The sequence below is a fragment of the Acinetobacter sp. ANC 4654 genome, assembly GCF_002135425.1.
Lineage (GTDB): Bacteria > Pseudomonadota > Gammaproteobacteria > Pseudomonadales > Moraxellaceae > Acinetobacter > Acinetobacter kyonggiensis.
In genome coordinates, this window is sequence record NZ_NEGL01000002.1 from 236092 (window position 1) to 256569 (window position 20478).

20 protein-coding genes and 1 pseudogene are annotated in these 20478 nt (G+C 38.0%); 4 read left to right on the plus strand and 17 right to left on the minus strand.

Annotated features, from left to right (window positions below):
- Positions 1-316: 316 nt before the first annotated feature.
- From B9T24_RS05035 to B9T24_RS05075, 9 genes are all read right to left on the minus strand, one after another.
- Positions 317-673: a hypothetical protein gene (locus B9T24_RS05035; protein WP_004649182.1), complete on the minus strand. Its 357-nt coding sequence runs from the start codon at positions 671-673 to the stop codon at positions 317-319.
- A gap of 41 nt (positions 674-714) precedes the next feature.
- Positions 715-1710, minus strand: coding sequence for a hypothetical protein (locus B9T24_RS05040; RefSeq protein ID WP_086164777.1), 996 nt, complete (start codon positions 1708-1710; stop codon positions 715-717).
- 74 nt (positions 1711-1784) lie between these two features.
- The gene (locus tag B9T24_RS05045; RefSeq protein ID WP_086164778.1) at positions 1785-2201 is read right to left on the minus strand and encodes a roadblock/LC7 domain-containing protein; all 417 of its coding nucleotides are present in this window, start codon (positions 2199-2201) and stop codon (positions 1785-1787) included.
- An 11-nt stretch (positions 2202-2212) separates the two neighbouring features.
- Positions 2213-2755, minus strand: coding sequence for a GTP-binding protein (locus tag B9T24_RS05050; protein ID WP_086164926.1), 543 nt, complete (start codon positions 2753-2755; stop codon positions 2213-2215).
- A 729-nt stretch (positions 2756-3484) separates the two neighbouring features.
- Entirely contained in the window at positions 3485-3862 is a 378-nt protein-coding gene (locus B9T24_RS05055; RefSeq protein ID WP_086164779.1) for a ribonuclease E inhibitor RraB, read from the minus strand.
- A 318-nt stretch (positions 3863-4180) separates the two neighbouring features.
- Positions 4181-4843, minus strand: a complete 663-nt coding sequence (locus B9T24_RS05060; RefSeq protein WP_086164780.1) for an RluA family pseudouridine synthase — start codon at positions 4841-4843, stop codon at positions 4181-4183.
- 84 nt (positions 4844-4927) lie between these two features.
- A complete protein-coding gene (locus B9T24_RS05065; RefSeq protein ID WP_086164781.1) occupies positions 4928-5641 on the minus strand; it encodes an SIMPL domain-containing protein in 714 nt (237 codons plus the stop codon).
- Positions 5642-6283: 642 nt separating this feature from the next.
- Positions 6284-6454 (minus strand): diguanylate cyclase, encoded by a 171-nt coding sequence (locus tag B9T24_RS05070; RefSeq protein ID WP_143223734.1) that lies wholly within the window; start codon positions 6452-6454, stop codon positions 6284-6286.
- A gap of 198 nt (positions 6455-6652) precedes the next feature.
- A complete protein-coding gene (locus B9T24_RS05075) occupies positions 6653-6892 on the minus strand; it encodes a DUF6868 family protein (protein WP_086164782.1) in 240 nt (79 codons plus the stop codon).
- Positions 6893-7087: 195 nt separating this feature from the next.
- Between B9T24_RS05075 and B9T24_RS05080 the strand changes: the two genes are divergently transcribed.
- Positions 7088-7441, plus strand: coding sequence for a hypothetical protein (locus B9T24_RS05080; protein ID WP_086164783.1), 354 nt, complete (start codon positions 7088-7090; stop codon positions 7439-7441).
- Between the two features lie 160 nt (positions 7442-7601).
- Here the strand turns inward: B9T24_RS05080 and B9T24_RS05085 are convergent, their stop codons facing one another.
- The 3 genes from B9T24_RS05085 to acnD all read right to left on the minus strand — a co-directional run bounded on the left by B9T24_RS05085 (position 7602) and on the right by acnD (position 11912).
- The gene (locus B9T24_RS05085) at positions 7602-7772 is read right to left on the minus strand and encodes a zinc ribbon-containing protein (RefSeq protein ID WP_228145693.1); all 171 of its coding nucleotides are present in this window, start codon (positions 7770-7772) and stop codon (positions 7602-7604) included.
- A 450-nt stretch (positions 7773-8222) separates the two neighbouring features.
- Complete coding sequence (locus B9T24_RS05090) at positions 8223-9131, minus strand: HNH endonuclease (protein ID WP_086164784.1); 909 nt, start codon at positions 9129-9131, stop codon at positions 8223-8225.
- Positions 9132-9305: 174 nt separating this feature from the next.
- The gene (acnD, locus tag B9T24_RS05095; RefSeq protein WP_086164785.1) at positions 9306-11912 is read right to left on the minus strand and encodes a Fe/S-dependent 2-methylisocitrate dehydratase AcnD; all 2607 of its coding nucleotides are present in this window, start codon (positions 11910-11912) and stop codon (positions 9306-9308) included.
- A 260-nt stretch (positions 11913-12172) separates the two neighbouring features.
- Here acnD and B9T24_RS05100 point away from each other — a divergent pair, with 260 nt between their 5' ends.
- The gene (locus B9T24_RS05100; RefSeq protein WP_086164786.1) at positions 12173-12895 is read left to right on the plus strand and encodes a YgfZ/GcvT domain-containing protein; all 723 of its coding nucleotides are present in this window, start codon (positions 12173-12175) and stop codon (positions 12893-12895) included.
- Between the two features lie 11 nt (positions 12896-12906).
- Here the strand turns inward: B9T24_RS05100 and B9T24_RS05105 are convergent, their stop codons facing one another.
- Positions 12907-14091 carry a PQQ-dependent sugar dehydrogenase gene (locus tag B9T24_RS05105; protein ID WP_086164787.1) on the minus strand — a complete coding sequence of 395 codons (1185 nt, stop codon included), beginning with the start codon at positions 14089-14091 and terminating at the stop codon, positions 12907-12909.
- 147 nt (positions 14092-14238) lie between these two features.
- Between B9T24_RS05105 and B9T24_RS05110 the strand changes: the two are divergent.
- Positions 14239-14573, plus strand: a pseudogene (locus B9T24_RS05110) (low molecular weight protein tyrosine phosphatase family protein).
- Between the two features lie 28 nt (positions 14574-14601).
- Here B9T24_RS05110 and B9T24_RS05115 read toward each other — a convergent pair.
- Positions 14602-14847: a hypothetical protein gene (locus tag B9T24_RS05115; RefSeq protein ID WP_086164788.1), complete on the minus strand. Its 246-nt coding sequence runs from the start codon at positions 14845-14847 to the stop codon at positions 14602-14604.
- A 311-nt stretch (positions 14848-15158) separates the two neighbouring features.
- On the opposite strand from B9T24_RS05115, the gene B9T24_RS05120 reads away from it, so the two are divergent.
- The gene (locus tag B9T24_RS05120; protein WP_086164789.1) at positions 15159-15965 is read left to right on the plus strand and encodes a tetratricopeptide repeat protein; all 807 of its coding nucleotides are present in this window, start codon (positions 15159-15161) and stop codon (positions 15963-15965) included.
- Between the two features lie 73 nt (positions 15966-16038).
- Here B9T24_RS05120 and B9T24_RS05125 read toward each other — a convergent pair whose 3' ends face one another.
- The 3 genes from B9T24_RS05125 to B9T24_RS05135 form a co-directional block, all read right to left on the minus strand.
- Positions 16039-16962 carry an AEC family transporter gene (locus tag B9T24_RS05125; RefSeq protein WP_086164790.1) on the minus strand — a complete coding sequence of 308 codons (924 nt, stop codon included), beginning with the start codon at positions 16960-16962 and terminating at the stop codon, positions 16039-16041.
- Between the two features lie 65 nt (positions 16963-17027).
- Positions 17028-18137, minus strand: coding sequence for an NADH:flavin oxidoreductase/NADH oxidase (locus tag B9T24_RS05130; RefSeq protein WP_086164791.1), 1110 nt, complete (start codon positions 18135-18137; stop codon positions 17028-17030).
- Positions 18138-18147: 10 nt separating this feature from the next.
- Positions 18148-20271, minus strand: coding sequence for a TonB-dependent receptor (locus B9T24_RS05135; RefSeq protein WP_086164792.1), 2124 nt, complete (start codon positions 20269-20271; stop codon positions 18148-18150).
- Between the last annotated feature and the right edge of the window lie 207 nt (positions 20272-20478).

Below are 20478 nucleotides of genomic sequence, written 5' to 3' on the forward strand. Positions count from 1 at the left end.
TTTATCAGGACAATATTTTACGCTGTATCACTTTAACTTTTGTATCGTTTTGGCTTGTGTATGGTTTTAGTTGGATCTGGCATGGATAAAAAAGCATGATCTTGCCAAATTTTTTAATATTTACCATTTCGTTTTAATACTTACCAGTAACTGGTTACAAACTGTTGAAAAAGCTATCAGCAACACAACATTAAACGTATGAGTCATATAGGGCATAAGTAGATGATGTACAGGAAGCTTTAGGCTCTGTGGTAACGTCCTAATCGCTCCCTGTCATGTTTTTCAAGTCAATTTCTTATCCGTAATTTGGACTTTATTAAGAAAAATCTAATTCTTTTTCAAATGCCTTTAACTCATAACGAGCCATTGCTAAGTTCGATTTAGAACGATCCAACACTAAATAAAGAAATAATGCATCATTTGAATCTAAAGGACGGATTAAATGATATTGCTTACCCAACGTAATTAAAATATCTTCAATATCATCATTTAGTTGCAATGTTTTAGCAACCTTACGTTTTGAACGAATAACTTCAGTATTACCTGCTGCAGCCAGCTCTAAATCTACACCACTCCCCTGTGTTGCCAAAGCTAATCCGCTTTCACTATCCACCAATGCAGCTGCAACAAAACCATCTAAATTTGTTAATGTATCTAAACCAATACGTGCCATTTTTTACACCTCAATAATAGGGTTTCCCCTGAAAAATTTATTTATAAGCCAAGTTTCTTTCGAAGCTTTCCAAAAAAGCTTCGAAGTTTATTTGTCTGACCCATTTCAATCTGGTTTATATCTGTAAAAAACTTAACTTCATCCGATTCAACAAACCGCCCCAATTGAAGTAAGCTTGCACAGCCAATAAAATTTAATATTTTTTCATCGGTTAACTTCAGATGTTGTTTAACAGCCTCAATATTGGCACCTTCTGAAAAACAGGCTGCAATTTTCAAGTAATCTCGTCGACGTATATCTCTTTCAAACTGTGGCCAAATCTCTAATTTAAAATTCTGATTCAGTTCTACTTTCGGAAGCTGCAACATGGAAGACTGACTTAAAATTAGCCACAACCAAACTCGCAAATCATAAATTAACTTGCCTTCTGTTTGCTCTTGAACAATTTGACTCGTTGCATAGGTTTGGTTCAAAGACTCGTTAAACTGTAATCCAGTCATATTTGCTTCAACCCATACACGCTCTGTCCGTGTATCGATAAGTGCAATAAAACCACTGGCATCAAACAATTGAATATACCCATTGCGTGGCGTAAAGATCTCTGCAAATACGTCTTCTATAGTCGCATCAGGTTTCAAAGCGACAGGAAATTTACTTCTTGTATCAAGATAAAATTGCTTATCATTTCGCTCAGATTCGATAGGCTTAATATCAGACAAAATTTCTTGTGCAAGCCACTCATGCAAGTATTTTAAATCTGAAAAAGGATAGAATAATTGATCATCAATAATTCGCCCCAAATCACTATTCGACTTGGTTAATCTCAAATATCGTTTCGCTCTTTCTTTTAATACCTTTTGAATACCAATCGAATTAAAAAAAATATCACTAACGAATAACACATCAATTTTATCCTCAGCAATATTGACCCACTTAAGATGAGTATCTGAAGGCAGACATAACAAAATCTGAGTCTTGAATAGGTTTAGGTCTGTCGTGTTTAAACCAAATATCGCTATTTTCAAAGCTTGTGTCATTTTAAAACCATATTAAAATCATAATATTAGCTATATTCAAAAGAATTAAACCTCTGATCTCAGCTACTGAATATTTAAGACACTTTTTTAATTTGAGGCTTTGCTAAACTATCACTCAACTTTTTGAAGTAATACAACATTTGCCCCATCAAAATGTCTTTATTGGTCACAGCAACAATCACCATAGGATGCTGCGGATGGTCTACAGCAGTTAAAAAAACTTTGCCATTTTCCGCATCTAAAGTAATTGTTTGACATCCGAACAATTGAATTTCGGATATGAAAGCGGAGACCATGGCTAAAATTGAGCTACTTACGGCAGCAATTTTTCCGGTGTTCTCTATATTTTTTTTTGAAGCAAGCGACAGCTCAAAACCATCAGATGAACACAACATAACAAAATTTACACCACTCACTTCATTTAAAAATTCGTGCAATTCTTGGCTAGAAAATGCTTTGAATTCTTGTCCTACTTCACGTGAATTAATCATTTTCTGACCTTTTATATATTTATTGCAGGTTGCATTTCTAATTTCGCGATGAGCGTTTCTATCATTAACAAAACATCATCTTTTTTACGTGCATCAACTGCAAATAAGGGGAATTGTTTTTGATGAATTTGCATCCAATCCCGATATATTTTTAACTTTTGATCATGTTCTAAATCTAAATGTGTTACCCCAATGACAATATTCGTACCCAAATCTTCAAATGCTTTTAAATAGAACTCTAAGTCTTTTAATCTTTGGGAACTACTGTGATCAATTAAAACGACAATACCTATTGCACCTTTACATACAATTGACCACATAAAATCAAAGCGGTCTTGTCCGGGTGTACCGTATAAACCTATCTTAGTACCGTCATCTAAACTAATTTCGCCATAATCAATGCCGACAGTTGTTAAGGCTTTTTGATGTGCTTGAGTGTCCGTATTAACTGCTTCTGTGCTTACAACACCAGTATCAGATAATGCTTTTATGGCAGCAGATTTTCCTGCTCCCATTGTTCCCCCGAAAACAATTTTATATTGCTGCAATATCACGATGTAAACCTTATTTTTTAGAATTAATGCGACATGTTTCACATTATATTTCAAATACGAGTTCAAAAAAAGGAATTTTAATAAATTTATTTAATTTTTCTTTTTAAAATCAATGATTAGTTAGCAAAACTTCACAATCAACCAAGTCCTGCTTAAGTGAATCCTTTTCCCCCACTGAATAGTTGGTTTATTTTAATGACATCACTCATCAGCGCATAAACTGTGCATAAATTCCTGCCAAATAAAAGTTATGGAATCCATCCATAAATGAGTATTTTCCTAATACTTCATCAGGGTAAAAGTCAGGTATGTAATGTGAGTTAATCTACATTCATCAAAAAATTATTTGCGAAGAGCAAGTCTTTTAAAATTTAGGAAGGTTTTGAATAGTTTATTTTTATACGGAGTTCATGCGCTAAAAAACTTTAAAGTTATTGAATTGAAGGCATTAATACCAAATACAAATGAATATAATTTCTGAAAGACTCAGCTGAGATAATCGGGTTCTGATGCATGCACCCTGTTGTTTTAGCGTTTTCCAATAAATTGTGCTTCAAAATACTGAAAAATATCATCAATAATACAAAATAAAGCCGTATACGCCATATATGGCGTAAGTATATGATGGCTAGAAGCTGAGGTCGTAGTACTTCCTAAGGGTTTCTAGCCATCTTTTTCAAGTCAATTTCTATCTAAACTTCGGATTAAATAACCAAATAAACTCATCGTTTAGATTGATTCTTCTTCAACATCTTCGTCATCGTAGACATAAGCCATGCAGCCCCAACCGTCGTATTCACCGCCATGCTGTTCTGCAATTTTGCCAAACCATTCTTCTAAATCCACGATGTCTGAATATTCAGGCTCCATATACACATAAATCGTAATCACCCATTCTGCTGTGTCAGAATCTTCATCTTCAAACATGCTGATTTTTTGTTCTTCTTTAAGCAAATAAAGTGCACATTTTTCAGCTTGTTCTTCAGTTTGAAATGCAATAGAAAATTCAATTTCATGCGCTTCTGTTAGGTCGTCACCATCTTCAACCATTTGCCACAGTACATTGCCATTGTCATCATCTGGAAATTGTTCAAAATTACGTGTCATGGGGAGTTTCCTTATCTTCATTATGTACAGCTATACCATTGTACGTAGATTAGCTCAAGTTTGTTTCAGTTTAGCGATTTAATCCAATATTGCGGTTCAATCCTGATCAATAGATGAGGTACATAAAGCAAAAAATATTCAAGATTCGATTCTTTAAAATTCGATTCTGTAAAATGAGTACCACCTAAACGTTTTTTTAATTTTCGCTTTACGAACCACTCTTATATTGACTCAAAAATGACGTATCAATGAAGCTGATTATGATTCTAAAATCATACACCCACAGCAATAATCTATGGTTGTTTTACAATCTACACTTTAAAATGGAAGGCTTCCTCTTATTTCAACCTCCACCCCACTCAACGGCTGCTTAAATGCCAAATAACTCGCATGTAATGCCATACGTTTCAATGGTGACTGTTGATAGTCAGGGTGATAAAACTGATCTCCTGTAATGGGATGTCCTATATATTGCATATGCACACGTAACTGATGCGAACGTCCAGTCACAGGAGTCAGTAATACGCGAGTGATATCGTCTGCCTCGAAATACTCCAAAGCTTGATACACGGTTTTTGCCACTTTCCCCAATTCAAAATGCACCATCTGACGCGGACGGTTTTCCCAGTCGGTCATCAGCGGTACATCCACACTGCCCTGACCTTCGAGTTTGCCTTGTACCAGTGCAATATAATTTTTTTTCACTGTACGCGCTTGAAACATTTTGCTCACTGCCACTTCGGCATTTCGGTGTTTGGCAAACATTAAAATACCCGAGGTTGCCATATCTAGGCGATGGGTGATTTTGGCATGAGGGTATTTTTCAACCACACGTAAATAGGCACTGTCTTGATGCTCAGGCAAACGCCCAGGTACAGACAATAACCCCGCAGGCTTGTCAATCACCACCAAATCATCATCTTCATAGACGATGCAAAGTGGTTTCTGCGGAGGCATATAAACAAAATGGTTTGGAGGCATGGTGTACAGGGTAATCGAAAAATTTAAGGCCGAAAATAACAAGGCAGAATTCAGCTGTCAATCACTGCATAAGGCCGTATCAGCTTAATCTGCTAGATAATAATCCACTGTTGACACGACCCGTACTTTCTTTAAATATGGTGTATTACTGTCCCGATCTTCAATACTAAACAAGCCTTGATTTGCCGATTTAATTTTGCCTAAACCACTTTTAGAATCGGCAGCAAATTTCTCTGCAACACTGCGTGCATTTTGAGTTGCTTGCTCAATCATGGCAGGTTTAATTTCATTCAATTTGGTAAATAAATATTCGGTTCTTTGTCCAGAGTCATCGCCACCAAAGGCAATGCCTTTTTTACCCAATACCACTAAACGACTTTGCGCCCCACGTACCGCATCTATTTTATGGGTATATACAGTAATGGTTTGCTGGGCGGTATAACGTAGCGCAACATTTGCATCGCCACCATATTGTTGGGCATATTTATCGGTGGTGCCGGGGGCAGCCGTGGTAATTTCCTCTGCCGTAAAACCTTCGCTTTTTAAGAAGGCCTGAATTTGTTGAGTATGAGTTTCCATCGTGTCGTATAACTGGGTCAGATCTTGATTGGCTGAACTAAAACGAATGGGCCATACGGCAACGTCGGCTTTCACTTCACGCTCCGATAAACCTTTGACTGAAACAATCCGTTCATATTGTTTAATTTTCAGTGCGCTATTGGCTAAAATCCAGCCCGCGATAATCATGCCTAAGCAAATTAAACCACCTAAAATAAGTGAAGGTTTGAGTTGATTCATTGGACTAAACTCCTTTTACCCATTATTTTTATCTAGCTTTTGTGCTTGTGTTATCGCTTATACAGCAGCATAAAAATTATTTTTAATATAAATTCAGGCTATATCACGATTCCCTGCATATGCAGCGGATGACCTTTAAAGTAACAGATTTGATCTAGGGATATGAATGGTTCATTTGTATCTATACTTTCTAATTTAAACTTTATTCTATGATTTTGATTTGTCATTATTTTTATATTGTTATGCTGTTTTATTTGATAGCGAATTTTTTAGGGTGTTGGGGAAAACATCATGTTTAACTTCAACAATTATAGCTTTGTAAGCGACAACTTTTAGCCTATAAACTTGTGATCTATAGCGTCCTAAGCAGAATCGAGACCTTTTGGGCGAGTACTACACTGACTTTATAAGTAACTGGTAGCATCTACTCTTTTCGATCCCCGTCACACCCTTGAGATATAATTTACCAAGATCACTTCGGGATTATTTCCCTAAGAAAAACTAATTCTTATATTTTTCAGTAATTTTTTTCACTTAAATTATTAAAAACAGTATTTATTACCATTTTAGATAAAATAATGATTTTTTATTGCATAAAAATACAATTTATTGGAATTTTAATCATTCTAAAACAACTTCACTTTAAGCAAAACAAATTGTGGTTTGAGATTTCCCTAAGGCTTTCGCTTGATACATCAGTTGATCTGCTTGATGTGTTGCATCTTCGCAATCTTTAGGCAAGGTACTAAAAATACGAATCCCCATACTAAAATCGATGCCAGACTGTTGTTTTAAGCCGCTGTTGAAAAACATTTCCCGTAGTTTTTCTCATTACGATGAAATACCCGACGTGGTTTTACTGTGTAAAGTAATTGTTTTTAATATATTTTCATAGTCAAAATCCGACCAAAATTTAACTTGTTTTGGGATAAAATGGCTGAATAAAATTGAGTGATTTTTCTTGATTATCGACCATATCGCCAATTGAATGCACGGTAAAATTTAAGCGTGTTAAAGCAACTTGAACGCGATGAACGGCACAAGATTCAGTAGCAGGATGCCAATTTTATAGACCGCCATCGCTGAATAATGAATTGCATCAAAGTTTTGATCCGACAGATTAAACCATTGTCTATGCAATTTTTTCATCCAGTTTTTAGCAAATGTAAATGCGAAAAACCAAATGAATAGAATGACATAGTTAATCAGCGTGCAATAAAGCAGGAAATCTGTAAGTTGAGCGATATTCATTATACTCACCCTGTTTTTCTTTATTTTCTGTGTTTATTTTAGGCTGAATTTAGGTGTGATATACAGTTTTGTAGTTTAAATTTTGAGGGGATAAGTTTTAAAAGCATCTCATTGCATAACAAGCGTATTGAAAGTTGCTGATTTTAAATATTTTCATGTAAAGTTGGCACATTGCTTTCAAAGAATATCATCATCATGAAAACAAAAATGGCGCTCTTGATTATGCTTATGGCACTCTCACTGAGTTCATGCAAAGTATTAAAAACACATATTGTAAAAGTGACCAGTTCAAGTGAACCACAAGCAGATGATGTTTTATTAAAAACTACCAAAGGCTATGTATATTTGTCCACACAAAAAATGACAGATAAACAAAAAGAAATTTTAAAAAACCTCCGCCCTTTTCAATGCTTAGAAATTAAAACGCCTGAACAGTTTGCAATGCAAAACAGAGAAGTAAGATTTTATGATTTTAAAATCAGATCCTTAGTCGAAAGCGATAAAGAATGCCGAAAAATTAAAGTCACGACACGTATTGAAGTGCATTAATTTTAAAGACGTTTAAACAATTTTCCGTCATGATCTCCAAGCTTATGGAGCGTAATTGGTTGTTATTGTTTTATCTAATTTAATTATAAATTAACAAAAAGCCCTATGGAGTAATAGGGCTTTTCTTTAAAACAGTGGGTAACTGTTTAAATTGTTCAGCTTAGGCATTCTTATTGTTAAATTGATTGCCTTGGCATTTGGTACACGGGGGTAAACGGTCTGTACCAATTTCTAAGTAAGTGCGATGCCCGCACTGGACGCAAAAATAGAAGCCTGTTCCGGGTTTAGAGCCAGCAGTAACCATTTTTGTTCTCCATGTGTTTTTAGAAATGGTGAACCTAGTATATTCCTTTTATGATGGTTGTCTATTGTTCATTTCGACGAGTGATGGTGGCGTTTGAGCAAAGCATAATTTTCAAATAAAATTTGACAACTTTACAAAGTTTTGCTGAGCTAATTCTCGACTGTTAAGTCTTCTAATCCTAAAAATTCTTTTCCAATGTTGGTGACTATAAGCCACTCGTTAGCGCGAGCATGCGCTACTAGCCATAAGTCATTGTTACAAATGATTTGGCTTTGTTTCTACAATTGATCATATATATCACTGTATTGAATCTGAAATTTGTATTTTTTGATAAGCCTGTTTCTGCTTTAGAGAGTAATTCACCTGAAATGATAATGGCTAAGAATAAGTTTTAAAATGAGACTAACTAAACTTACTCTTTAGCTCTAGTGACTAATATTTTGCGGTGTAACTATAAAATCTAAGCTTATTAAAATTTTATTTTTTTAATCCGATTTTTTTTGTCATCATTTTTTTTAATTCGGTTAATTTAAATAAAGGATTTCCTTTATGTAACATGCGATGACAATTAGAACAAACTATTGCTAAGTCTTCTAATTTAGTTTCAATTAATCCATCTGCTTGATGTAATGGAACTAAATGATGAACCTCACAAAAACCTTCACCTATTGCACCGTATGTATTTTTAAAATTAAAAGAACAAACCTCACATTCAAGTTTTCCTGTTTGAGAAAATACTATTTGCTTTTTTTCTTTCACTATTTTTCTATTTCTCTCCCTAATCAGATGTGTCTTAAATCTAGGATTTCCTTCCAGCCCAACACCCCCATCAACATCTTGAAAAATATCAACAAAGTCTCTATTTTTGATATATTTTTGTATTCTACTAACAAGATTTTTAGCCTCAGGTGCTTGAGCATACCATACATTACTTTGACCGATTCCACCTTTAACTGCTCTGGGAATTAATATAGCCCTATCATTAACGGGGATAAGATGTGCGTCAACAGAATTAGCTTCTATTAAATAAAAATCAAGTTTATTTTCTTTATGAATATTAGATAGTTTTAATAATTTTTGAGGCTCTTTATAAACTTTAGCATTTTTATACCATCCAACAACCACAGTTCCTCCACTATCTGGTCCTGCTGTCCATACTATAGTTACCCCATCTGCAAACTCATCCCCCTTACCAGCTCCTAACTTTTTAATATTTATTTTTCCTGAGGATCGAACATATCCAAATATTTTTCCATCTATTTCCGTAAAATTACATACTTCATGACCAATTGAATGATCATTAAAAGCTCCTCCTCTTTTAGGTATATCTCCTTTAGCTCCATTATAATTATTCATCCAACCTACATTACAAAATAATATTGCCATAGCTAATCCTTAATTTTCTTTTTTAATAAACAAACCCCACTTAAAAGTAGGGTTTTTCCAAACAATATCAATTACTTTCAACTTAAATACCCCTAGCCCCTCTTTAAAAAAGAAAGAGGAACTCCCTCCTTTGAAAAAGGAGGGTTGGGATGGATTAAAAAGAAGCAACTTAAATCAAGCCACATTCCCTTCCAAGAAATCCTGTGCAAAGCGCTGCAATACCCCACCCGCTTCATACACATGCACTTCTTCTTCGGTATCTAAACGACAGGTCACGGCAACTTCAACCACTTCATTTTTACCATCTTCAGTGGCACGCTCAATCACTAAAGTCAGGTCAGAACGCGGTGCAATATTACCTATTACACTATAAAGCTCCGTACCATCTAACTTTAAGGTTTTACGGTCTACACCTGCTTTAAACTCAAGCGGTAATACGCCCATACCGACCAAATTGGTACGGTGAATACGCTCAAAACCTTCGGCAACAATCGCTTCCACACCTGCCAAACGCACACCTTTCGCAGCCCAGTCACGGCTTGAACCCTGACCATAATCTTTACCTGCAATAATAATTAGCGGTTGCTTACGGTTCATGTAAACCTCTATCGCCTCCCACATGCGCATGACTTCGCCTTCAGGCTCTACACGTGCTTTAGAACCCTGCTTCACCGTACCATCTGAACGAAGAACCATTTCATTAAACAATTTCGGGTTAGCAAACGTCGCACGTTGTGTGGTTAAGTGATCGCCACGGTGCGTTGCGTATGAATTAAAGTCTTCTTCAGGTACACCCATTTTCGCCAAATATTCACCCGAAGCACTGTCCAATACAATTGCATTCGATGGTGATAAATGATCGGTGGTGATGTTGTCGCCTAAAATTGCCAACGGACGCATATTGGCCAAAGTGCGTGGTGCAGCCAAAGCCCCTTCCCAATATGGCGGACGGCGGATATAGGTACTTTGCGGACGCCAGTCATAAAGTGGGCTTGCTGCTTTTTCATTGACACCCAAATCAAACATTGGAATGTAGATTTTACGGAACTGTTCAGGCTTCACAGCAACTTTAACCAAAGCATCAATTTCCTCATCAGACGGCCAAATGTCTTTGAGGTAAATTGGATTGCCATCTTTATCGTTACCGAGTGAATCAGTTTCAATATCAAAACGAATGGTTCCCGCAATGGCATAGGCAACGACTAAAGGTGGTGAAGCCAAGAATGCTTGTTTTGCATAAGGATGGATACGACCATCAAAGTTACGGTTGCCCGAAAGTACCGCAGTCGCATACAAATCACGGTCAATAATTTCTTGCTGAATTTTTAGATCTAAAGCACCTGACATACCGTTACAGGTGGTGCATGCATACGCGACAATTCCAAAACCAAGCTTTTCTAAATCATGCAATACTCCTGCTTCTTCTAGGTATAAAGCCGCAGCTTTAGAACCCGGTGCAAAAGAGGATTTCACCCACGGTTTACGCATTAAACCCAATTCATTGGCTTTACGTGCCAACAAACCTGCGGCAACGGTATTTCGTGGGTTAGATGTATTGGTACACGAGGTAATGGCTGCAATAATCACCGCGCCATCTGGCATTAAACCATCAGTACGCTGTTCAACCACACCTGCAATGCCTTTGGCTTTTAAGTCAGCAGTCGATACACGCGCATGTGGATTTGATGGCCCTGCAATATTACGGGTCACAGTCGATAAATCAAAACGCAGCACACGTGGATATTCTGCTTGTTTCATCTCCGATGCCCAAAGACCAATTTCTTTGGCATAAGTTTCAACCAGTTTCACTTGCTCTGCTTCACGGCCCGTTAAAGTCAAATAATCAAGCGTGTTTTGGTCGATGTAGAACATGGCAGCCGTTGCGCCATACTCAGGGGTCATGTTGGAGATGGTCGCGCGATCGCCCACCGACATACTGTCTGCACCTTCACCAAAGAACTCAAGGTACGCACCGACTACACGTTCTTTACGCAAAAATTCAGTTAAAGCTAAAACGATATCGGTTGCGGTAATGCCAGCTTTACGCTGCCCAACCAATTCCACACCAATAATGTCGGGTAGACGCATCCACGATGCACGACCCAACATCACATTTTCAGCTTCTAAACCACCCACACCAATTGAAATCACACCCAAAGCATCGGTATGCGGGGTATGTGAATCTGTGCCCACACACGTATCTGGATAAGCCACGCCACCACGGTTTTGAATCACTGGCGACATTTTTTCCAAATTAATTTGGTGCATGATGCCGTTGCCAGCAGGAATCACATCGACATTTTCAAATGCTGTTTTTGTCCATTCAATGAAGTGGAAACGGTCTTCATTACGACGGTCTTCAATGGCACGATTTTTCTCAAAAGCATCTGGGTCAAAACCGCCAAACTCCACAGCCAATGAGTGATCGACAATGAGCTGTGTCGGAACCACTGGGTTGACTTTTGATGGGTCACCGCCTTGGTCGGCAATTGCATCACGTAAACCTGCAAGGTCAACCAATGCTGTTTGACCTAAAATGTCATGGCAGACCACACGTGCAGGATACCAAGGAAAATCATGCTCTTGACGGCGCTCAATCAGTTCTTTTAAAGATTGTTCTAAAATGACAGGGTCACAACGGCGTACGAGCTGCTCTGCAAGTACTTTTGAGGTATATGGGAGTTTTGCATATGCGCCTGGCTGAATATCTTCTACGGCTTGGCGTACATCAAAATATTCGAGCTGGGTTCCACTCAGTGGTTGACGATAATTGTTATTCATAGCGTACTTGCCTCTTGACTCATTTTTTACTGCATGTTTTTTTGATGACTAGTCACAATCGGTTCGTAGGCATTGTACGCTTTCAAAAAGCCATTTCCCAAATCGTATATATTTCATATAGTTAAATATAAAAATAGGGGTTTTTGAAACACTTAGTTACATATATTTTTTAATATTTACTCTAAATGTGCTTTTTTCTGCAAAATAGTGGAAAATTAGGCTAATTCTTTAGTATTAGATTCAGTATTGGTGAGCGATAAATGAGCAATTTAGCTTTTTCCTCATTCACACTAAACGGTGTGGATGCACAAAAATTCCTGCAAGGACAAGTCACACTCAACGTTGCAGCTTTGGCTGAGAACGTAACACGCTATACCGCAATCTGTAGTTTAAAAGGTCGGATTCAGTTTGGTTTATGGTTAAAAAAGCTTAATCCTGAAAGTTTTGAAATTGTCACAACACAAGATCAAAGTGAAGAGTTTGCCAAACATATTAAAAAATTTGGTGCATTTTCTAAAATGAAATTGGAACAAGCGGCACAAGTTTTCCCCACTTTAAATGATGACAGCACTGATTTCAGTTCGACTGAAACAGATGTTAATGTATGGCAACGACAAGCCATTGAAGCAGGTCAAGCTTGGATTTCGGCAACGACTGCAGAACTGTTTCAACCGCAAGAATTACGTCTGCATCAACGTGAAGGTGTGCATTATGACAAGGGTTGTTATATTGGTCAGGAAATTATTGCGCGTCTTTGGTTTAAGGCAAAACCGAAAAGTTGGTTGCATCTTGTTCAAGGCACAGGTGATGTTCCTGCCCCTGCAACTCAATTGAATAAAGATATCCAAATCGTCAATAGTATTGCGATTGATGGTGGTTACAAAGCATTGGTTGTGGCTAAACCTGCCGCACTTGAAGAGCTGGGTTTACAGGTTTTAGCTTTACCGACAAGTTTAAATGGTGATGTAGCTCGTCCGCAGTAAGTTCAAAAAACTTAGACAGGCTCTCTCCTTCTGACATAATAAATCACACCGCCTTTGTCATCTGAAAAATAAAATGATTGATCATCAATTCGATAGATATCACAAGGGCGGCCATACACAGTTTTACCCACTAAAAATCCATCCATAAATGTCTGTAGTTTTTGTCCTTTACGCATAATCACAATTTTATAGCCATGACCTATCGTGGCATCCGTAGAACCATGCAAAGTAACTAAAAAAGAATTTTTGATCATATCATCAGTACTTGTCTGATCAAAATAGTCAAAGCCAAGCGCCGATGAATGCGCAGGGAAATAGGCATAGGGAGGCAACACATTTTTACAACCTGACGGACGTTTAAATTTTGGATCTGCAAAAATTTTACCATTCGACGAATAACACGAAGCCCAACCATAATCAGTATCTCGTTTGAGTGCATAAAAAGTTTCATCAGGCTTATTTTTACCCAAATGGTCTGCACCTTGATTGGTGGCAAATAGAAATTTACCGATCCATTTCAAACCGACTGCATTGCGCAAGCCTTTGGCGAAAATCTTTTGTTCCGAACCGTCAGGATTCATTTCTAAAACGGTCGCTCGAACTTTTTCTTTCTCGGTGCAAGCATTGCAACTTGATCCAACTGAAACATAAATTTTCCCGTTTCCACCGACTGCAATCGTCCGCGTTAAATGCCAACCACCATATTTATAACTCAAACCGTAATCGGGAAAAGTCGCTAAAACTTCCGCTTTAATCGTGGGTTTAATTTCACCTTGGGTAAATTTTCGTCGGGTGAGTTGGTGGGTTTCAGCCAAATACAACCAATCTTGTCCTTCAGAGTCGGTATAGAACTGGACTGAATTTGGATTCCTTAAGCCTGTCATATAAGGAATGATTTTTCCGAATTGACCCGTTTCAACATTCCATTCATCCAGAATATAAATGCTGCCTTTTTTATTGTCGGTCAAATCATGCATATCCGTGATAAACATTCTGCCATCAGGCGCTTTAGCGAAAAAACGAACTCGTTTTAAGCCCTCTGCCGCTGGAATAATTTCGTAATTTGGCGGGAGATTTAAAGAAAAATGCGTCCCGTTTTTCAAGTTTACTGGATGAGGAACAAGTTTTGGCTGCCCTGCTAAACTTGTCACTGAACAAACTAAACTTATAAATAAGATTGACAGTATTTTTATCATATTTGAATATGCCTCAATTAATCTTACGAAAAAGAGTCTTCAATTTTATGTTATATAATTTGAATGAAGAGTACATAGCCAAATGCTTTAAGTTAAAAAAACATTCAGACAAATCACTGAAAACAATCAAAATTTTGAGGAATCACCATTAACGACCTATTTATCTGTAGTCGTAACCAATGGCGTAGTCCTGAGTGGTACTGCCACGCAAGGGAATGATTTTTTCTGTTGGCTTTGGCATACAGACACGCTCGGCTGGAACCAGCAAACAGGCAAAATATCAAGTGTCAGCCAAAGATATTGTTTGGGCAGATCTGATTGCAGTGATGGAATACAAACACAAAGAAGCTTTGCAGGAAAAAAATTTAAAGCAATTGAAACACAAGACCGTTATTGTTCTAGATATTCCTGACGATTATCATTATATGGATGAAGAACTCATTGAAATTTTTAAACTTTCAATGAGTACACATTTAACTTAATACTTTTAAAAACAGAAAATTACATCTATTAAAAATCATGAAACAACTTATTCATATCTTTAATCACATAATCTTTAAAATGAAAAGCACGTGCATGTTTTGCATCAAATTTCGCAGTATGACCGTCTTTTTCAAAAATATAGACCCGATCTTCTTTACTCACTAAAAATTCCGCACCCAATTTCATTAATAACGCATCAATCTTATCTTCATCAGCAATAGATTCATCCTGACTTACTTTTAAATAGTTACGCTTAATGCCTTTAATGAACATGGATCTACTCGCTATAAAATTCAACCGAGATTTAAACAAAGATTGGCTAAAAAGCAAAGTTCATTCTGATACTCATTTGATCTAAGCAGATTAAACTTCAATTTTTAACTTGAGCTTTCAAGTAAAAGGGAACATTTCTTCACATTGACTTAACATTCATTATGCAAATAACTACGAAATTCTATTGCAATACACAAATCATATATTTACATTCACACAATTAAACTTATGATGTTGTACTTAAGTCTTCCCTATACCCCCTAAACACATAAATGGAATTATGTGCATGTTTATAAAAGGTTTTTAATACTATGAAAAAAATCATACTTGCTAGCATCATCGCATTATCTTCAAATTTTGCTTTGGCAGAAACGGCAAAACCGTCTATCGATCCTGCCTTTGCCAAAATTGAAACCATGGTCAAAGCCAAGGATATGAAGGGCGCATATCAAGAACTAGATAAATTAGCAAAAACAGGCAACCCTCAGGCCATCTATAATTTAGGTTACCTCACGCAAACAGGTCAAGGCACCGCCAAAGATGAAAAAAAGGCGATTAAGCTATACGAAGAGTCTGCCAATAAAGGCTACCCTGTTGCCAACTATGTACTAGGCAAAAACTATATGGCGGGTACTTTGGGTCTTAAACAAGACATCAACAAAGCCAAACAGTATTTAGAAAAAGCATCTAAACAAGGTTTTGATGATGCCACTATCGATTTAGCCGTTTTGCTTTTTGCTGAAGGCACGCCTGCATCAGATAAATTGGCATTGCAAAAGTTAGACCCTTTAATTAAAAAGGATAACTATCAGGCCATCCATGCTAAAGCCTTATATGACATTAGTTTAGGCTTTAAAACTAAAAATGAAGCATCGATTAAACAAGGCTTAAAAGGCATGCAGGACTTAGCACAAAACGGCTATATTCCAGCGTTGATGGCAGTCGGCAATATGTTTACCAATGGTAAGATTGTTCCGCAAAATCTTGTAGAAGCGAAAAAGATTTTCTCAGCACTAGCAAAAGAAAATGTGCCTCAGGCAAAAGAGTCTTTAGCGGTGGTGGATAAAATGATTGCTGAAACCGCAAAAAATCCGCTAAAAGCTGAAAAGAAAAGCTAAAGCGTCTCAAACCATAAAACAGCTAAATGAATTAAGCCCCTAAAAATGAGGGGCTTTTTACTGTCACCAGAATTTACCACCACAGTGTAATCAAACTACTGATGCCAATAAAACCCAATATGGTACTTAACATTAAAGCAGTTAAGGCTTTATCGCTCAGTCCATAGTTTTGCCCCAAAATACCCAATACAATGGGCATGGGTAATGCAGCAAGTAACGTCCCTGCATAAAGCATTTCTTGGCTAACATTGGGTAAAATACTGAATAAAACAAAAATCGTCAGCGGCATCAGTACAATTTTAAAACCGACTAAAATCACACTTTGTATATTCAGTGCTTTTAAGCTCATTCCGACCAAACTTGCCCCAATCACGAACAACGCAATTGGAGAAGCTGTTTTACCTAACATTTCCAAAACTTGAACCACGTAAAATGGCAGCTGAATATTCAAAACGACACAAAACATTCCCAGCACAATAGACAAAATAACGGGGTTTTTAATGACATTGTACAAGGTTTGTTTAAGCAACTGAGATGTCACTTGATGTTGCTGCATCCCCACTTCAGCAATGACTAAAGTTAATGCCACAATCAGTAAGTTTTCAATAATCAAGGTCAAAGAAAGATAGATTGCGGCATGCTGCCCAATCAGCATCGTCAGTATCGCTGTGCCAATAAAACCTGTGTTGGACATCGATGCACCCATCGCCAACACCCCAGATTCGGTCAAACGGCATTGAAAATATTTACGATACAAAAGAAAAGCCAAAGCAAAAATAATCAGTGAACCGCCACCATAAGCAATGAAATAACTGGGATTCCAAATTTCATCGAAACGCTTACTGGCTAAAGCTTGCAGTAAAAATGCAGGTAATGAAATTTTAAAAACAAACTGACTTAAACCTGTAATATGCTCAGGTAAAATAAATTCAAATTTTACACAAATAAATCCCAATAGAAGCAGCAGGCATATCGGTAAAATAACAGTTAAAACCACAGCGACTCCCTATCTTGCAAAAGACCTCAGTCGACTTCATCTCTGCCATTTTCTGCAAGCACATTTTAAGGTTGAAAGGGTTTAAACAGTGATTTCACGCCATGTGGCTGGCAGCGTAAATACTGTGGTGCAATTTCAATTTTCGCACCCAATGTTGCAGCAGCATGCCAAGGCCAACGTGGCTCATAAAGCAGCGCGCGTGCCAAAGCAATCGCATCGGCTTGTCCCTTTACAAGAATACTTTCTGCTTGCTCCGCTTCAGTAATTAACCCCACCGCAATCACTGGAATATGAAGCGCTTTTTTAACGGCTTCAGCAAATGGCACTTGGTAATTGGCACCTATCTTAATGTCTTGCTGGGCGTGTAATCCCCCACTCGAAACATGAATATAAGCTGCACCTAAATCTTCTAATCGTTTCGACAATGCAACGCTTTCTTCTAACGACCAGCCTCCTTCAAACCAATCTTGGGCAGAAAGACGTACACCAATGGGGAAATTTTCAGGAACAGCAGCTTTCATGCTCTGAAAGGTTTCTACCGCCATCCGAATACGGTTTTCAAAGCAACCGCCATATTCATCACTGCGCTGATTCACTAAAGGCGACATAAACTGATGTAATAAATAACCATGCGCGGCGTGTAACTCAATTAACTCAAAACCCGCGTCAACCGCACGAATCGCCGCATCGCTAAAGTCTTGAATAATTTTTTGGATGCCATTTTTTGACAGTTCCTGTGGCGCATGATCGTGATCATTAAATGCAATATCACTGGCTGAAACAGTTTGCCAACCATGCTCTTGATCGGGGCTAAATTGACCTTTGCCATCCCAAGGTTTATCCGTAGATGCCTTCCTGCCTGCATGCGCCAACTGAATAGCAAAAGGCATAGGCGAAAGTGTCTTCACTTTGGTCAGTAATGTTTTGATTTGATCACGCTGTGTATCATTCCACAAACCTAAGTCAGCATAACTAATACGACCTTCTGGCTGTACAGCTGTTGCCTCAACCACACACAACCCTGCCCCAGACAATGCATAATTTGCCCATTGCTGTTCATGCCAGTAAGTCACTTCGCCCTGCTCGGTTGCAGAGTATTGACACATTGGGGCAATCACAATTCTATTTTTTAGTTCTAACTGACCAAACTGAATCGGTTCAAATAATAAAGACACTTTTTACTCCTTAAAATGCTTTGGTGATGCTTAAACCCGCGCTCCAATTCACCCCATCTGCGGGTTCAAAGAATCGATTATTGCCATCATTGACAATCACTGAACCGACATAGTTTTCATCAAACAGGTTATCGATACGTGCATAACTACGCACTTTCCAATCCTTATTTTTCCAGACATAGCCGATATTTGCCGAGGTCACGGTATAGCTAGGTGCTACATCGCTATTGGTGTCATTGACATAAATTTTATCCATATAACGCACATCAATGCCCGCATTAAAGCCCGTTTCAGGCTGCCAGCCTAAAGCAACATAGGCCTGATTTTTTGCAACACCGGGAATGTAGTTACCGCTATAAACAACTTTTTGAGGATCTGAATTCGGAATATCGGCATCAAATGTTGCATCTAAATAGCTATAACTGGCTTGTGCCGTCAAATCACGCCATAATTTTTTATTCCAAGACAGCTCAAGCCCCTCTCGTAAGGTTTTATCGGCATTCTGGAAGGTTGATCGACCATCGAATGTTCCTGCTGAAACAATATCGTCTTGAGTTTCACTGTGGAAAATTGCTGCGGTAAAATTACCAAAACTATTTTGTGCTTTTAAACCCAATTCATAGTTGTCACTGCTTGAAGGTTTTAAAGCAAAATTAATCCCAGACGTTCCTGTGGTTGGGTAGGCCATTTCAGTAAATGTCGGTGTTTCAAACCCCTTGGCATAACTCAGATACGTGCTCAACTGAGGGCTTATTTCCCAAGTGAATGCAGCGGAAGGCAAGAGCTTGTCATAGTCAGTCTTACCACTGTCATCAACATTTGTCCCTTGAATATAGTGATCTTTAGATTGGTAATGCACGTTGCTATAACGCAAACCTGTGTCTAAGCGCCAAGTGGGTAAAAACTGCCAAGACGCTTGTAGGTATGGATCTAAATTCCATAAGGTATTATTTTCATCACGGCGTAAATTGCCTTTTACCCCATAATTTCCTGCACTATCAAAGTTTTCATAGCCTTGACGGTCTTCATCCATGGCATCAAAAGCAAATCCTGCGGTAAAACGTGTATTCGGCAATAAGTCTTTGCCTGTCCAACGCAGATCAGTCCCGTAATAGTCACGGCTAAAATCAATCACACCACCTGCATGACGTGCATTAGCTTGAGCTGTGTTTGGAATGGATTGATATTGAGTGACTTCACGATGTCCCGCATAAGCCATGGCATAAAGCTCATGTTGGTCATTAATCGGCTTCGTCCACGTTAGTCCTGTTTGGGTTTGATTAATCTCTTTACGGACATCATAAATATTTTTTGCATCATTTACTTGTTTGGGATTGGCTTTCCATTGGTCTCGGGTTAAACCTTGCGGATCATCGGCATTCATATCCACATGATTCACAATCCAGTTTACTTTAGAACCATCGTCTAAATCCCAAGTCAGTTTGGCATTGCTTAAAACTTTACGCGCTGCACTGTGGTCACGATAACCATCGGTATCAAAATAAGAAGAACTCACCACATAGCTCGGCTCACCCGCTTTATCTGCACCACCTTGTAAGGTCATATTGGCACGACCTTTGTGATGACTCCCCCCAGCATAGCCTAACTCGATTGAATCACGCCCCTCACCCTGCTTGGTGCTGGTTAAAACAGTACCGCCAGAAGAATTACCATATAGCGATGAAAATGGTCCACCCAAGACTTCAATGTGATCGAGACTGCTTAAATCAATATTCGAGGTTTGTCCCTGACCATCAGGCATGGTGGCAGGAATACCATCGACATATAAACGAATCCCACGCACCCCAAAAGTAGAACGCGCACCAAAACCACGCATAGACAATTGTAAATCCTGTGCATAGTTTTCACGGTTATTTAGCTGTAGACCCGGTACGCCTTTCAAGGTTTCAGATAAATTAACCGCAAGATTATTTTCATTATTTTTTTGTTCAATACGATAGACCGATGCTGGGGTTGCTAACCAGTCGGTATCGGTACGTGCGGCTTGTATTTTTAAGGTTGGAAGTAAAACAGGTTCCGTAGAACCTGCTTCTGCATAAAGATTTTGACAAATACATGCCGTCAAGCAAAGTAAAGTCATATTGATGGACTTTATCGGTGATTTACTTTGCATTGAGCAGCCTCTATTTCGGATTAAAAAATGATTTTAGAGCTTAAACCAACTATCAGCGTATTATCAACTTTCCGTAACAGCAGAATTGATCACATACTGTAACAAAGGGGCTAACATGAATAATTTCAATGAATACTATGAATCGTTGAGCTGATTTTTAATCTATTTTTGAACTCAGTTTCTTACAGTATGTGCACGACTCATCTT

Excerpts from the sequence above, each read along its gene's own strand:
- B9T24_RS05035 (WP_004649182.1), bottom strand. The coding sequence starts at position 673 with ATGGCACGTATTGGTTTAGATACATTAACAAATTTAGATGGTTTTGTT.
- B9T24_RS05040 (WP_086164777.1), bottom strand. The coding sequence starts at position 1,710 with ATGACACAAGCTTTGAAAATAGCGATATTTGGTTTAAACACGACAGAC.
- B9T24_RS05045 (WP_086164778.1), bottom strand. The coding sequence starts at position 2,201 with ATGATTAATTCACGTGAAGTAGGACAAGAATTCAAAGCATTTTCTAGC.
- B9T24_RS05055 (WP_086164779.1), bottom strand. The coding sequence starts at position 3,862 with ATGACACGTAATTTTGAACAATTTCCAGATGATGACAATGGCAATGTA.
- B9T24_RS05060 (WP_086164780.1), bottom strand. The coding sequence starts at position 4,843 with ATGCCTCCAAACCATTTTGTTTATATGCCTCCGCAGAAACCACTTTGC.
- B9T24_RS05065 (WP_086164781.1), bottom strand. The coding sequence starts at position 5,641 with ATGAATCAACTCAAACCTTCACTTATTTTAGGTGGTTTAATTTGCTTA.
- B9T24_RS05070 (WP_143223734.1), bottom strand. The coding sequence starts at position 6,454 with ATGTTTTTCAACAGCGGCTTAAAACAACAGTCTGGCATCGATTTTAGT.
- B9T24_RS05075 (WP_086164782.1), bottom strand. The coding sequence starts at position 6,892 with ATGAATATCGCTCAACTTACAGATTTCCTGCTTTATTGCACGCTGATT.
- B9T24_RS05080 (WP_086164783.1), top strand. The coding sequence starts at position 7,088 with ATGAAAACAAAAATGGCGCTCTTGATTATGCTTATGGCACTCTCACTG.
- B9T24_RS05090 (WP_086164784.1), bottom strand. The coding sequence starts at position 9,131 with ATGGCAATATTATTTTGTAATGTAGGTTGGATGAATAATTATAATGGA.
- acnD (WP_086164785.1), bottom strand. The coding sequence starts at position 11,912 with ATGAATAACAATTATCGTCAACCACTGAGTGGAACCCAGCTCGAATAT.
- B9T24_RS05100 (WP_086164786.1), top strand. The coding sequence starts at position 12,173 with ATGAGCAATTTAGCTTTTTCCTCATTCACACTAAACGGTGTGGATGCA.
- B9T24_RS05105 (WP_086164787.1), bottom strand. The coding sequence starts at position 14,091 with ATGATAAAAATACTGTCAATCTTATTTATAAGTTTAGTTTGTTCAGTG.
- B9T24_RS05115 (WP_086164788.1), bottom strand. The coding sequence starts at position 14,847 with ATGTTCATTAAAGGCATTAAGCGTAACTATTTAAAAGTAAGTCAGGAT.
- B9T24_RS05120 (WP_086164789.1), top strand. The coding sequence starts at position 15,159 with ATGAAAAAAATCATACTTGCTAGCATCATCGCATTATCTTCAAATTTT.
- B9T24_RS05135 (WP_086164792.1), bottom strand. The coding sequence starts at position 20,271 with ATGCAAAGTAAATCACCGATAAAGTCCATCAATATGACTTTACTTTGC.